Below are 13,378 nucleotides of genomic sequence, written 5' to 3' on the forward strand. Positions count from 1 at the left end.
GGCAGTAGTCCAGAGGCCGTGGCCGCGATGAGCCGGAGGACAGCATGACCGAGCCGTATCCCGACCCCGTACCGCCGGGTCCCACGCCGGGTCCCGAGCCCTACCCGGACCCCGCGCAGCCCCCGCCCCCGCCGCCGGGCCCCCAGCCGGTGCCCCAGCCTCCGGGACCCGGACCTCAGCCGACACCGCCGCAGCCCCCCGGTCCCGGTCCCGAACCGACTCCTCCCGCGCCCGGGCCGGTCCCCGGTCCCGACCCGTCGCCGATCCCGCCGGGCCCGGAGCCGGTGCCGAACCCCGAGCCGGGACCGCCCCTGTCCTGAGCACCGCACCTCGCCCTCGCGTCCGCGGGGAATTCGTTCGCGCCCCCGTACGGGCAACCGCTAGTTTCCGTGGGGGCCGTGAGCGCGGCCGTACGAGAAGGGGACGGCATGCGGACGGACCGTCTGGGCCTGGTGCTGGAGCAGTTCGACCACGCCAGGGAAATGGCGCAGGTACGGCTGACGGGGCTGAGCGACGAGGAGTACCTGTGGGAGCCGGCGCCCGGCAGCTGGTCGGTCCGGCGGCGGGGCGAGGCGGTGACGCCCAGGGCGTTCGGGCCCGGCGAGTGGGTGCTGGACCAGGGCGCCCCCGACATCCCGGCGAACGAGTACGCGGAGGTCGCCCGGCAGGCCGCGGACGGCATGAGTGTCGAGAAGATCGCCGAGGACTGGAGCGTGAGCGTCGAACGGGTCCGGGAGGTCCTCGCCCACACCGGCGAGCCCGAGCCCGACGCGCCGCCCATGACCACCATCGCGTGGCGGCTGAACCACCTGCACTTCCACTTCGCGGGCGGCTACGAGTGGACCTTCGGCGAGCGCCGCCGGGACCCGAAGCTCCTGGTCGACTTCACCCCCTCCGCCGCGCTCGCCCTCGAACGGTTCTGGGCGCTGATCGACCGCTATCGCGAGAGCGTCGGTTCCCTCACCGAGGAGCAGCTCGACACCGTCGGTCTGTCCCAGCACCCGTACAGCAACGACGCCGACCACCCCTTCATCAGCGTCCTCGTGGCCGGGAACATCGAGTTCATCCACCACATGGCCGAGATCGCCCTGCTCCGCGACCTGTGGCGGACCCGCGCCTGACCGACCGCCGGTCCTCGGCCGGCGGGCGTCGTGAGCGCGGTGTGCCGCTCGCTGCCGGGTGGTGCGGGGCCGGCCGGCCGTCCGCCGGCCCGCCCCGTGATCCGGACGGGAGCCCCTACGCCGAGACCTCCGACCGGTCCCCGCCCCACAGCGTGTGGAACGACCCCTCGCGGTCCACCCTGCGGTAGGTGTGCGCCCCGAAGAAGTCCCGCTGCCCCTGCGTCAGCGCCGCGGGCAGCCGCGTCGCGCGCAGCCCGTCGTAGTACGCCAGTGCCGCCGAGAAGCCGGGCGTGGGCACGCCCTGCCGGGTCGCGGCGACGATCACCTCGCGCCAGTCGTCCTGCGCCGCGCCGATCTCCCGGGCGAAGGTCTCGTCGGACAGCAGGCTGGGCAGGTCCGGCCGGGTGTCGTACGCCTCCCGGATGCGGTCCAGGAACGCCGCCCGGATGATGCAGCCGCCGCGCCAGATGGACGCGACCCTGCCGAGGTCGATGTCCCAGCCGTACTCGTCGCTGCCCGCGGCGATCTCGTGGAAGCCCTGCGTGTACGACACGATCTTCGACGCGTACAGCGCCTGCTCGACCCGGTCCGCGAAGGCATCCGCCGCCGCCCCGCTCAGCGGCGACGCCGTGGGACCGGCCAGCCCGCGCGAGGCCTCCCGAAGCGCGGCGTGCCCGGACAGCGAGCGCGCGAAGACCGCCTCGGCGATGCCGGACACCGGCACGCCCAGGTCGAGCGCGATCTGCACGGTCCAGCGGCCCGTGCCCTTCTGCTCGGCCCGGTCCATCACCACGTCCACGAACGGCCCGCCCGTCGCCGCGTCCACGTGCGACAGCACCTCGGCGGTGATCTCGATCAGATAGGAGTCCAGCCGGCCGGTGTTCCAGGTCCGGAAGATCTCCGCGATCTGGGCCGGCTCGTACCCGGCGACATCGCGCAGCAGCTGGTAGGCCTCGCCGATCAGCTGCATGTCGGCGTATTCGATGCCGTTGTGGACCATCTTCACGAAGTGCCCGGCGCCGTCCGGGCCGACGTGCGTCACGCACGGCGCCCCGTCGGCGGCCTTCGCGGAGATCTTCTCCAGCAGCGGACCGAGCGAGTCGTACGACTCCACGGACCCGCCGGGCATGATGCTCGGCCCGTGCAGCGCGCCCTCCTCACCGCCGGAGATGCCGGTGCCGACGAAGTGGATGCCCCGCTCGCGCAACTCCCGCTCCCGGCGCCGGGTGTCGGCGAAGTGCGCGTTGCCGCCGTCGATGATCATGTCGCCGGGTTCCAGCAGCGGCGCGAACTCCTGGATCACCGCGTCGGTGGGGTCACCGGCCTTCACCATGACGACCAGGCGGCGGGGCCGCTCCAGGGCCGCGACGAACTCCTTGGCGGTCTCGGCCGCGACGAACTCGCCCTCGTCGCCGAACTCCTCGACCAGCGCGTGCGTCCGGGCGGCCGTCCGGTTGTGCACGGCGACCGTGTAGCCGTTGCGCGCGAAGTTGCGGGCGAGGTTGCGGCCCATGACCGCGAGCCCCGTGACGCCGATCTGGGCTGAAGTGCTCATACCGCCTGCTCCTATGAGTTCGGTGCTGCTTGCCGGGCGTGACCGCCAGTATCGCCGCCGGGGGCGGTCCCCCCGCGCCGATACGCCGATGCGCCGACAGTTCATGACGTCTGTCGCGGCTCAGTACGCACTCGACACGGCCCGTGCCTCAGCGGCGGCTCCCGCAGCCCGCCAACAAGGGGAGGATCCCGGCCACTTGGAGTGACCGCACGACCGATTGCCGTCTTGTCATGGCCTGTTCGGCGCGCTTACTTTTGGCCCTCCTGACGCTTGTCGAGGGAGCACTCCATGGCCGTACGCGGCCGGCACCGCCGGTATCAGCCGAACAGGATCAACCGGGCCTCGCTCACCGTCACCGCCGGCGGCGCCGGAATGGCCCTCCCGCTGGTCGGCGCCGGTGCCGCCCAGGCGGCCGACGTGGAGACCTGGGAGAAGGTCGCCGCGTGCGAGGCCACCAACGACTGGAACATCAACACCGGCAACGGCTACTTCGGCGGCCTGCAGTTCACGCAGTCCACCTGGGAGGCCTACGGCGGCACCGCGTACGCGCCCCGCGCCGACCTGGCGTCCAAGGAGCAGCAGATCGCGGTCGCCGAGAAGGTCCTCGACGCACAGGGACCGGGCGCCTGGCCGGTGTGCTCCGAGCGCGCGGGGCTGACCCGGGGCGGCGAGAGCCCCGGCGTGCACCCCCTGCAGGCGAAGACCTCCGTACGTGATGTGCAGCCGCAGAGCACGCCCCAGTCCCGGGCGGGCCGGGCCGAGATGTACACCGTCGTCCGCGGCGACACGCTGTCCGGGATCGCCGACCGCGAGGAGGTCCGCGGCGGCTGGCAGGGGCTGTACGCCGCCAACCGTACGACCATCGGCTCCGACCCGGACCTGATCATCCCGGGGCAGCGGCTGAGCCTGGACGGCAAGCAGGTCGCGAGACCCACCGGGCCCACGGCCCCCCAGCGCGACCGCGCCGAGCACAAGGCCCCCCAGCGCGACCGCGCCGAGCACAAGGCGCCGCAGAAGAAGCAGCCCGGGCCCGAACACTCCGGGCCGAAGCAGCCCAAGCCGGAGAAGAAGCAGCCCAAGCCCGCGTCCGAGTCGCACAAGACGTCACGGTCGGCCGAGCGCGGAACGTCCCGCGTGGCCCCGGTCGACGCCGCCACCGGCACGCCGTACCACAAGGCGGGTTCGTCCTGGTCGAAGGGCTACCACACCGGCGTCGACTTCCCCGTGCCCACCGGCACGTCCGTGAGGGCGGTCGCCGCGGGGCAGGTCGTCAGCGCCGGGTGGGGCGGGTCGTACGGCTATGAGGTGGTGCTGCGGCACGACGACGGCCGCTACTCGCAGTACGCCCATCTGTCGGCGATCGGCGTGCGGGCCGGCCAGACGGTCGGCGTGGGGCAGCGCATCGGCCGCTCCGGCTCCACGGGCAACAGCACGGGCCCGCATCTGCACTTCGAGGTGCGGACCGGGCCCGGCTTCGGCTCCGACGTCGACCCGGTCGCCTACCTGCGAGCGGGCGGCGTCAGGATTTGACACGCATACGGTGCCGGTCGAGCACCGGCAGCGGGACGTACGGCATGGCGTAGGCGGGGAGGAGGGCGTAAGGCCCCTCCTGCCCGGCCGGCAGGTCGTCGAAGGCTCGCCCCGGCAGGTCGCCGAAGGCTCCCGCCGACCGGTCGGTGAACGCGCCCGTGGTGAGCGGTGCCCGCCCGAACGGGTCCTCCGCCGGCGCGGGGACGCTTCCCTCGGCCGGGACCGGGACCCGTGGCGCCGCCAAGGCCGGTGCGGGTGCCCCGGACGGCTGCTCGGCGGCCACACCCTCCGTGCGCGCGATGCGCTCGGTGGTGAGCAGGATCAGACCGCCGGCCGCCACCACACCGCAGCCGAGGGCGAGGACCGTACCGGCCGTGCCGTAGCGGAACGTCTCGCCGAACATCGTGATGCCCACCGCGGCCGCGACCACCGGGTTGACCACGGTCAGGGTGGCCAGCGGGGCCGCGAGCCCGGCGCCCCGGTAGGAGGCCTGGGACAGCAGCAGACCGGCCGTGGCCAGCACACCGATGGCGGCCAGCGAGGGCACGTCCGCCGCCCCGATGCCGCCGGTCCAGTCGACCGCGACCGTCTTGGTGAACACCGACGAGATGCCGAAGGCGATACCGGAAGCCGTGGCCAGGACCATCGCCCGGACCGCCGGATGCCGGTGCGCGGCCCGCCCGGCCACCGTCAGCGCGGCGACCACACCGCCGGTGACGACGAAGACGGCGATCCGGTCCGGACCGTCCAGCGAATGCGCGCCGGAGGCACCGACCAGGGACAGCAGACCCGCGAGGCCCACCGTCGCCATGATCGCTCCGCGCCAGGCGGTGGCACCCGCCCTGCGGCCCACGAACAGCGCCGCCATGGGCAGCGCGAACACGATGGTCAGCGCACCCAGCGGCTGCACCAGGCTGAGCGGACCGAAGGCCAGCGCCACCACATGCAGCAGTCCGCCGAGGCCGTTGAGACCGACCGCGCCCCACCAGCCCGGCCGGCGCAGCGGTGCGTACTGCTCGCCGGGGGAGGTCTCCGCCACGCGCTCCTGCACGATCGCCCCGCCCGCGTACGCCACGGCGGACACGAAGGACAGCAGCACGGACAACGCGAGGGCGCTCATCGGCAGCTCCTCTGCGTGAGGCGGGGCTGTGGGACCCCACGCGGCGAACTATCGGCTTCCATGCACAACACGATGCCCTCTTCCGCTGTTCCCGTCGTCGTCCCTGAGCACTCAATGCCTCGTACTACCGATGGAGTACGCAGGTGACGCCGTCCTCCCCAAGGCGGGTGACAGCGGCCGGACACCCTGAAGTTCCTCCGCGCAGGTGACTTGGTACTACTGCTGTTCGTGGACCTCGACCCCGATCTCGCCGCCCTGCGACCGCTCGGCGCCTTCTTCGCAGTGCGCACCCTCCTAGGGTCGGCAGGAGAGGCACCGCGACGTCTGCCGACACTCGCGGACGCCTATGGAATCGTCACATCCGACGTTTGTGTGAATCCACTGACTTTCCGGGTCGGCAAGGTCGCCGCCGCCCTGCGCGCACCCGAGCCGCGCGTCGCCGCCTCCGTCGCCCACCTGGGGCTCGCGGCGCGGCTGTGGTCGATCTCCCTGGGCTGCGCCGTCCGTTACGGCCGCCTGCCCGATCTCGACCCGCGCCTGCTGCACTGGGACCCCGACGCCGGCGCCCCCGACGACCTGTGGCCGGCCGAGGTGCGGCCCGGGCGGCCCGCCGACGCGGCCGGGCTCGCGGACGCCGTCCTCCTCGGGCACCTGGAGCCGCTCGCCGCCGCCCTGCGCGCCGCGCACCGGCTCGCGCCGGGGCTGCTGCGGGGCAACGCGGCCTCCGCGCTGGCCGGTGCCGCCCGCGAGCTGGACCGCTGGGCACGCGCGCACGGCAGCCCCGCCGCCGGCGAGCGGGCCCGCGCCCTGGCCGCCGAACTCCTCGGCCACCCCCTGCTGGCCGGCACCGGCACCCTCACCGGCACGGCCTTCCGCAGGCGCAGCTGCTGCCTCTACTACCGGCTGCCCGGCGGCGGCGTGTGCGGCGACTGCTGTTTCACCGCCCCACCGCGTCCGCCCAGGCCGTTGCGGTCTTCCCCGGGCGCCGCATCTGGGTGACCATGAAGATCCGTAAGCGAAACGACTGGGGGTCATGGTGCGTGTGGGACTGCTGACACGGGAGTATCCGCCGGACGTGTACGGCGGGGCCGGCGTCCACGTCGAGTTTCTGGCCCGGGAGTTGAGGTCCCTGGTCGACCTCGACGTGCACTGCTGGGGCGAGGGCCGAGGCGAAGGGGTGACGCGGCACGGCTCGTGGTCCGCGCTCGACGGCGCCAACGACGCCCTGCGGACCTTCTCCGTGGACCTCGCCATGGCGGCCGCCCTGGAGGGCCGCGAACTCGTCCACTCGCACACCTGGTACGCCAATCTCGCCGGCCACCTCGCCAAGATGCTCCACGGCATCCCGCATGTGATGACCGCCCACTCGCTGGAACCGCTGCGCCCCTGGAAGGCCGAGCAACTCGGCGGCGGATACGCCCTGTCGAGCTGGGCGGAGCGCACCGCGGCCGAGTCGGCGGACGCCGTGATCGCCGTGTCCGGGGCCATGCGCCAGGACATCCTCGACTGCTACCCGGCGCTCGACCCGGACAAGGTGCACGTGGTGCACAACGGCATCGACACCGCCCTCTACCGCCCGGACCCCGGCACCGACGCGCTGGAGCGGGTCGGGCTCGACCCCTCGCGCCCGTACGTGCTGTTCGTCGGCCGGATCACCCGGCAGAAGGGCGTACCCCATCTGCTGCGCGCCGTGCGGGACATCGACCCGGCCACGCAGGTCGTGCTGTGCGCGGGCGCGCCCGACACCCCAGAGATCGACCGCGAGTTCCGGGAACTGCACGAGGAGCTGAGCCGGGTCCGGGACGGCGTCTTCTGGATCCCGACCATGCTGCCGCGCCCCGAGGTGATCCAACTCCTCACCCACGCGGCCGTGTTCGCGTGCCCTTCGGTGTACGAGCCGCTCGGGATCGTCAACCTGGAGGCCATGGCGTGCGGCACCCCGGTCGTGGCGTCGCGGGTCGGCGGAATACCTGAGGTCGTCGCCGACGGCGAGACCGGTCTGCTGGTGCCCGTGGACGACGACTTCGAGGCGGGCCTCACCCGCGCGCTGGACGCCGTCGTCGCAGATCCGGAGGGCGCCCGGCGCATGGGCGAGGCCGGACGGGCGCGCGCGGTGGAGGAGTTCGGCTGGGACGCCGTCGCCCGGCGCACGGCCGGCCTGTACACGAAGATCCTCGAACAGGCTTAGCGGTCACCGCTCGGGGGCAGGGACATGGGCAGACCACGGTGAGGGGAGCGGCGATGCGTCGTGGGGGACCGTCTGTTCTGGGGATCGTGCTGGCGGGGGGCGAGGGCAAGCGCCTGATGCCGCTGACCGCGGACCGCGCCAAACCGGCGGTCACCTTCGGCGGCACCTACCGCCTCGTGGACTTCGTCCTGTCCAACCTCGTCAACGCCGACATCCTGCGCATCTGCGTGCTCACGCAGTACAAGTCGCACTCGCTGGACCGGCACATCACCACGACCTGGCGGATGTCGAGCCTGCTCGGCAACTACGTCACCCCCGTGCCGGCCCAGCAGCGGCTCGGCCCGCGCTGGTACCTGGGCAGCGCCGACGCGATCCTGCAGTCGCTGAACCTGGTCCACGACGAACAGCCCGAGTATGTGGCGGTGTTCGGCGCCGACCACGTCTACCGCATGGACCCGCGGCAGATGCTGGCCCGGCACATCGAGGCCGGTGCCGGGGTGACGGTGGCCGGGATACGGGTGCCGCGCGCGGAGGCGTCGTCGTTCGGGGTGATCTCGCCGGGCCCGGACGGCCGTACCGTCGAGCGGTTCCTGGAGAAGCCCGCGGACCCGCCGGGACTGCCCGACGCCCCGGACTGCGTGTTCGCCTCCATGGGCAACTACATCTTCACCACCAAGGTGCTGATCGAGGCGCTCCAGCGCGACGCCGAGGACCAGACGTCCGTGCACGACATGGGCGGCTCGATCCTGCCCCAGCTCACCCACCGCGGCGAGGCCCAGCTGTACGACTTCAGCGACAACCACGTCCCCGGTGAGACCAGGAGCGACCAGGGCTACTGGCGGGACGTGGGCACGCTCGACGCGTACTACGACGCCCATATGGACCTGATCGCCGAGCGCCCGGCGTTCAACCTGTACAACCGCCAGTGGCCCATCTACACCCACTCCAACCAGCTCTCGCCGGCCCGGTTCAACGCGGGCGGCATAGCCGGCGAGTCGATCATCAGCGCGGGCTGCCTGATCCGCGGCCAGGTCACCCGCTCGGTGCTGTCGCCCGGTGTCGTGGTCGACCCGGGCGCGGTGGTGCAGGGCTCGATCCTGCACGACAACGTGCACATCGGCCGGGGCGCGGTCGTGCGCGGCGCCATCCTGGACAAGAACGTCCAGGTCCCGCCGGGCGCGACCATCGGAGTGAACCCCGAGCGGGACGCCGAGCTGTACAGCGTCTCCAAGAACGGCGTGATCGCGCTGGGCAAGGGGCAGCGGGTGACGTGAGCGGCGCGGCGGCGGACCTGACTTCACCGGGTGTTGACTGTGTGTAGCACGGTGATACTTGACCGTGATCATCCGCTCGGGTTTCACTGCTGACCCACCCGTCGCCCGACGCGAGGCAAGCCATTGACTTCAGATCCGCTCGCACCCCTCGACCTGGCGTTCTGGAACATCGACTCCCCCGAGCACCCCATGCACCTGGGCGCGCTCGGCGTCTTCGCGGCCCACTCGCCCACCGCCGGCGCCCACGCCGCCGACCTCCTCGCGGCGCGGGCCGCCGCGGTGGCCGGACTGCGGATGCGGATCCGCGACACCTGGGCGCCGCATCTGCTGCTGCGCCCGTCCGCCTTCGGCGGCGCGGCCCGCGAGCCGTACCCCGGCTTCGACCCGCTCGACCACGTCGTCCTGCACGCCCCGGCCGGCGACTTCCAGGCCGCCGCCGGGCGGCTCATGCAGTACCCGCTGGACCGCGAGCGCCCGCCGTGGGAGGCGCACGTCCTGCCGGGGGAGGACGGCGTGTCCTTCGCGGTGCTGTTCAAGTTCCACCACGCCCTGGCCGACGGACTGCGCGCGCTCACCCTCGCCGCCGCCGTCCTGGACCCGCTGGACGCACCCGCCCCGCGGCCCCGCCGCGCCGAGGAGCCCCCGGGCGGCGGTCTCCTCCCCGATGTGCGCCGGCTTCCCGGCCTGCTGCGCGGCGCGCTGTCCGACGCGGGCCGCGCCCTCGACATCGGCGCGTCCCTCGCGGTGTCCGGCCTGGCCGTGCGCTCCTCGCCCGCGCTGACCGCCGAGCCGTCCGGCACCCGCCGTACCGCCGGAGCGGTCGTCGACCTCGACGACGTGCACCGCATCCGCAAGAGCGCCGGCGGCACCGTCAACGACGTCCTCATCGCGGTCGTCGCCGGCGCCCTGCGCCGCTGGCTCGACGGACGCGGCGACAGCGCCGACGGAGTCGCCCCGCGCGCCCTGATCCCCGTCTCCAGGCGCCGCCCGCGCACCGCCCTCCCGCAGGGCAACCGCCTGTCCGGTTATCTGATACGGCTCCCCGTCGGCGACCCCGACCCGCTCAGCCGCCTCGACACCGTCCGTACGGCGATGGACCGCAACAAGGAGGCGGGCTCCGACCGGGGCGCCGGCGCGGTCGCCCTGCTCGCCGACCACGTCCCCGCCCTCGGCCACCGCCTCGCCGGCCCCATCGCCGCCCAGGCCGCCCGCCTCTGGTTCGATCTCCTGGTCACCAGCGTCCCCCTGCCCGGCGTCCCCCTGCGGCTCGGCGGCCACGAGCTGACCGCCGTGCACCCGTACGCGCCGCTGGCCCCCGGCCAGTCGCTGGCCGTCGCCGTCTCGACGTACCGGGGAAAGGTCCACTACGGCCTGGTGGCGGACGCAGAGGCGATCCCGGACCTGGACCGCCTGGCCGAGGCGCTGTCGGAAGAAGTGGAGACCTTGCTCACTGCCTGCCCCTGGGGATGACGTCCCCAGGGGCGCCGGGAACTGCGCGACCGGCCGACGACGGCCGCAGCCGGGCGGTATGACCAGCCCCCACGACGCGAACCGTTTTTGTCAGCACGGCCCTCCGCTCCGTAGAATCCCCCGTTCGAACGACGAGCGCACACAGCGACGAGGGAAACAGGAAACGCGGCCATGACGGTGACAGAGGACGGCGCGACGACCACGGACGAGGTCGTGTACGGCCCCGGCATCGACCCCGAACGGCTCGCCGTCTGCCTCAGCGTGCTGGAGGAGCTCGACAAGCTCGACGTCGACCACCCCGACGCGATCAAGGTGCGCCGGGCCACGTCGCACATCTACCGCACGGTCAAGCAGCGCCGCAAGCAGGAGCGGCGCGCCGCCAAGACCGCCCACGACAAGGCGGTCACCGAGGCCACCGCGACCGGCTCCGCCCAGCGCATCGACGACGAGACCGAGGGCATCCTGCCGTCGTCGCGCATCGAGGAGGGGCAGATCGCGGGCATACTCCAGCGCCCGCGTTCCTGCTACACCTGCAAGACCCGCTACGTGGAAGTCGACTACTTCTACCACCAGCTCTGTCCGGACTGCGCCCGGCTGAACCGCGGCAAGCGCGACGCCCGCGCCGACCTCACGGGCAAGCGCGCCCTGCTCACCGGCGGCCGCGCCAAGATCGGCATGTACATCGCGCTGCGGCTGCTGCGCGACGGCGCCCACACCACCATCACCACGCGGTTCCCCAAGGACGCCATCCGCCGCTTCAAGGCCATGGACGACTCCGCGGACTGGATCCACCGCCTGGAGGTCGTCGGCATCGACCTGCGCGACCCCGCCCAGGCCGTGGCGCTCGCCGACCAGGTCGCCGAGCAGGGCCCGCTCGACATCCTGATCAACAACGCGACCCAGACGGTACGCCGTCTGCCGTCCGCCTACGCCGCGCTCGTCGAGGGCGAGTCCGCCCCCCTGCCTGCCGGTGAGCTGCCTCCGCACCACGTCATCGGCGCCTTCAACTCCGGAGCGGTCGACGGCCTCGCCGCGCTGCCCGTCGGTGTCTCGGGCCTGGAGGCGCAGAAGGTGGCCGACCTGGCGCTGGTCGCGGGCAACGCGAGCATCGAGCGCCACCTCGACGGCACCGCCATCGACGCGGGCGGACTGCTGCCGGACGTCGTCGAGAGCAACACCTGGGTGCAGACCATCGAGCAGATCTCCCCGGTCGAGCTCCTGGAGACCCAGCTGTGCAACTACACGGCGCCGTTCATCCTGATCAGCAAGCTGCGCCCGGCGATGGCCGAGGCCGCGCGCAAGGCGGAGAGCAAGCGCGCGTACGTCGTCAACGTCTCGGCGATGGAGGGTGTCTTCAGCCGCGGCTACAAGGGTGCGGGGCACCCGAACACCAACGCCGCCAAGGCCGCGATGAACATGGTGACGCGGACCAGCGCCCAGGAGATGTTCCAGTCCGACGGCATCCTGATGACCTCGGTCGACACCGGCTGGATCACCGACGAGCGCCCGCACTTCGACAAGCTGCGCCTGGCCGAGGAGGGCTTCCACGCGCCCCTCGACCTGGTCGACGGCGCGGCCCGGGTCTACGACCCGATCGTGCGCGGCGAGGCGGGCGAGGACCTGTACGGCGTCTTCATGAAGGACTACGCGCCCGGCAAGTGGTGAGGCGCCCGGCTCAGAACGGCCGCGCGTTGTCGGCGAGGTCCGACCAGGCCAGACCGAAGATCAGCGCGGCGATGCCGAACAGGACGGCGGCCACCGCGAGCGCGTAGAAGAGGACGGTCTTCGCCAGGTCCTTGTGCTCGGCGAGGGTGCGCGGGCGGCGCGGGGGCAGCTCGGTCTGGCTCATCTCCGCCTCCTTCGAACGAGGCAGCCCGCCCGGTGCGCCCCGAGGGCTTCGGGGCGCCGGGTCCGGCAGTACCCATGCTCGCACCGGGTCCCGCCGTACGCCCGGCGGGCCGGGTCAGTCGACGGCCCCGAGCCGGGAGTGCCGGGCGGCGCACAGCTCCAGCAGGGTGCGCCAGTCGTCCAGCACCCCGGCGTCGAGGCCCGGCACATGCGCCGCGTCGTGCGCCTGGCGCAGGGTCAGCGCGTCCTCCGCGAGCGGACCGGCCGCCTCCACCGGCGTCCCTCCCGCGCCGTGCAGTCGTGCGAGGCCGTGCAGTCGTACGAGACGGAAGACGCGGTCGCCGAGCAGCGGCCGGACCGCGTGCGCGGCCAGGTCCGGGTGTGCCGGGCGGTCGCCGGGGCGCAGCACCCGGCCCAGTTCGTGGACGAGTCCGGCGATCTGGAGCTCCTTGTCGGCGGGGCGGCCGCGGCGCAGCAGGGCCGCGGTCTGCAGCGCGTGTTCGTGCAGGTCGACCGGATCGCCCGGGGTGCGCACGCCCCGGCACCCGCTCAGCAGGTCCATCAGCTCGTCGACGCCGCGCAGCTCCATGCGTCCGTCCTCCCGCGAGACAGCCGTAGCGGTATGGCAGCAGATCATGGCGAGCTTTCGGCCGCGCCAACGGCACCTGAACGTCGTTCCGAAGGCGAAAACGAGTTCGAGGGCCTGAGCTGAACGAGTGGCCGCAGAACCACTCTTCGTGTACCAAAGAGGGAGGAATTGCTCACCCTGTGGGGCTGTCCGACTTCGGATAGTTACCCGATGTTTTCAGCCCGATCGAGCGGGCACCCGCTCAGATGGTTATCCTGGCTCGGACGGACAGTACAGCGGGTCCCACCCACACCCACGGTCCGTCCCGGGGAACAGCCGGTTCACAACGGTCTGCTCTCGCACCGAAAGATCGGCGCCACCGCGTCCGGACGGATTCCAGCCAGACCCGAGCGGCGTCAGGTGCCCAGCGCCACCTGACCGGACAGCCCGAGGGTGACCCGAAACATAAGGAGTGCGCGGTGACACCGGAGAAGACGAATCGCGACCAGCGCCCCAAGGAACGCACCGCCCCAGCCGGCCGCCGTCCCGGCGAGATCGGCAGCCTGGATGTCTGGGCCCGGTCGGCCCCCATCCGGCTCGCGGGCTACGAGGACGACCTCGCCGAGCCCCACATCCTGCCGAGCGTGGACTGACACCGGCCCCTGTCGTCACCGTACGGGCGTGCCGGGTGCACGCCCGTACGG

Annotated in this window: 12 protein-coding genes; 8 read left to right on the top strand and 4 right to left on the bottom strand. The window is 72.8% G+C overall.

The features are described from left to right. The first annotated feature begins 428 nt into the window (after positions 1 to 428). Positions 429 to 1,121 (top strand): DinB family protein, encoded by a 693-nt coding sequence (locus ACIGXJ_RS32560; RefSeq protein ID WP_399653081.1) that lies wholly within the window; start codon positions 429 to 431, stop codon positions 1,119 to 1,121. Positions 1,122 to 1,236: 115 nt separating this feature from the next. On the opposite strand, the gene gndA is transcribed toward ACIGXJ_RS32560, so the two are convergent. After that, complete coding sequence (gene gndA, locus ACIGXJ_RS32565; RefSeq protein WP_399653084.1) at positions 1,237 to 2,676, bottom strand: NADP-dependent phosphogluconate dehydrogenase; 1,440 nt, start codon at positions 2,674 to 2,676, stop codon at positions 1,237 to 1,239. 288 nt (positions 2,677 to 2,964) lie between these two features. On the opposite strand from gndA, the gene ACIGXJ_RS32570 reads away from it, so the two are divergent. Then, positions 2,965 to 4,206, top strand: coding sequence for a transglycosylase family protein (locus ACIGXJ_RS32570; RefSeq protein WP_399653086.1), 1,242 nt, complete (start codon positions 2,965 to 2,967; stop codon positions 4,204 to 4,206). Here the strand turns inward: ACIGXJ_RS32570 and ACIGXJ_RS32575 are convergent. Next, positions 4,196 to 5,326 (bottom strand): DMT family transporter, encoded by a 1,131-nt coding sequence (locus tag ACIGXJ_RS32575; RefSeq protein ID WP_399653089.1) that lies wholly within the window; start codon positions 5,324 to 5,326, stop codon positions 4,196 to 4,198. The two genes, ACIGXJ_RS32570 and ACIGXJ_RS32575, sit on opposite strands and share 11 nt — an antisense overlap. A 210-nt stretch (positions 5,327 to 5,536) precedes the next feature. On the opposite strand from ACIGXJ_RS32575, the gene ACIGXJ_RS32580 reads away from it, so the two are divergent. From ACIGXJ_RS32580 to ACIGXJ_RS32600, 5 genes are all read left to right on the top strand, one after another. Next, entirely contained in the window at positions 5,537 to 6,325 is a 789-nt protein-coding gene (locus ACIGXJ_RS32580) for a (2Fe-2S)-binding protein (protein WP_399653091.1), read from the top strand. Positions 6,326 to 6,362: 37 nt separating this feature from the next. After that, the gene (glgA, locus tag ACIGXJ_RS32585; protein WP_399653318.1) at positions 6,363 to 7,514 is read left to right on the top strand and encodes a glycogen synthase; all 1,152 of its coding nucleotides are present in this window, start codon (positions 6,363 to 6,365) and stop codon (positions 7,512 to 7,514) included. A gap of 53 nt (positions 7,515 to 7,567) precedes the next feature. Further along, a complete protein-coding gene (glgC, locus tag ACIGXJ_RS32590) occupies positions 7,568 to 8,788 on the top strand; it encodes a glucose-1-phosphate adenylyltransferase (RefSeq protein ID WP_399653093.1) in 1,221 nt (406 codons plus the stop codon). Positions 8,789 to 8,911: 123 nt separating this feature from the next. Beyond that, positions 8,912 to 10,258 carry a wax ester/triacylglycerol synthase family O-acyltransferase gene (locus ACIGXJ_RS32595; protein WP_399653097.1) on the top strand — a complete coding sequence of 449 codons (1,347 nt, stop codon included), beginning with the start codon at positions 8,912 to 8,914 and terminating at the stop codon, positions 10,256 to 10,258. Positions 10,259 to 10,429: 171 nt separating this feature from the next. Then, positions 10,430 to 11,923 carry an SDR family NAD(P)-dependent oxidoreductase gene (locus ACIGXJ_RS32600; RefSeq protein ID WP_399653099.1) on the top strand — a complete coding sequence of 498 codons (1,494 nt, stop codon included), beginning with the start codon at positions 10,430 to 10,432 and terminating at the stop codon, positions 11,921 to 11,923. A 10-nt stretch (positions 11,924 to 11,933) separates the two neighbouring features. On the opposite strand, the gene ACIGXJ_RS32605 is transcribed toward ACIGXJ_RS32600, so the two are convergent. Both ACIGXJ_RS32605 and ACIGXJ_RS32610 read right to left on the bottom strand, forming a co-directional pair. Next, positions 11,934 to 12,107, bottom strand: a complete 174-nt coding sequence (locus tag ACIGXJ_RS32605) for a hypothetical protein (protein WP_399653102.1) — start codon at positions 12,105 to 12,107, stop codon at positions 11,934 to 11,936. A 114-nt stretch (positions 12,108 to 12,221) separates the two neighbouring features. Then, the gene (locus ACIGXJ_RS32610) at positions 12,222 to 12,695 is read right to left on the bottom strand and encodes a hypothetical protein (protein ID WP_399653104.1); all 474 of its coding nucleotides are present in this window, start codon (positions 12,693 to 12,695) and stop codon (positions 12,222 to 12,224) included. 458 nt (positions 12,696 to 13,153) lie between these two features. Between ACIGXJ_RS32610 and ACIGXJ_RS32615 the strand changes: the two genes are divergently transcribed. After that, on the top strand, positions 13,154 to 13,327 hold the full coding sequence (locus ACIGXJ_RS32615) for a hypothetical protein (protein WP_399653107.1): 174 nt from the start codon (positions 13,154 to 13,156) through the stop codon (positions 13,325 to 13,327). Positions 13,328 to 13,378 lie beyond the last annotated feature (51 nt).

Origin of the sequence: Streptomyces sp. NPDC053367, from assembly GCF_044545925.1 — a bacterium.
Classification (GTDB): domain Bacteria; phylum Actinomycetota; class Actinomycetes; order Streptomycetales; family Streptomycetaceae; genus Streptomyces.

Excerpts from the sequence above, each read along its gene's own strand:
- ACIGXJ_RS32570 (WP_399653086.1), top strand. The coding sequence starts at position 2,965 with ATGGCCGTACGCGGCCGGCACCGCCGGTATCAGCCGAACAGGATCAAC.
- ACIGXJ_RS32605 (WP_399653102.1), bottom strand. The coding sequence starts at position 12,107 with ATGAGCCAGACCGAGCTGCCCCCGCGCCGCCCGCGCACCCTCGCCGAG.
- ACIGXJ_RS32575 (WP_399653089.1), bottom strand. The coding sequence starts at position 5,326 with ATGAGCGCCCTCGCGTTGTCCGTGCTGCTGTCCTTCGTGTCCGCCGTG.
- ACIGXJ_RS32610 (WP_399653104.1), bottom strand. The coding sequence starts at position 12,695 with ATGGAGCTGCGCGGCGTCGACGAGCTGATGGACCTGCTGAGCGGGTGC.
- ACIGXJ_RS32600 (WP_399653099.1), top strand. The coding sequence starts at position 10,430 with ATGACGGTGACAGAGGACGGCGCGACGACCACGGACGAGGTCGTGTAC.
- glgC (WP_399653093.1), top strand. The coding sequence starts at position 7,568 with ATGCGTCGTGGGGGACCGTCTGTTCTGGGGATCGTGCTGGCGGGGGGC.
- ACIGXJ_RS32560 (WP_399653081.1), top strand. The coding sequence starts at position 429 with ATGCGGACGGACCGTCTGGGCCTGGTGCTGGAGCAGTTCGACCACGCC.
- gndA (WP_399653084.1), bottom strand. The coding sequence starts at position 2,676 with ATGAGCACTTCAGCCCAGATCGGCGTCACGGGGCTCGCGGTCATGGGC.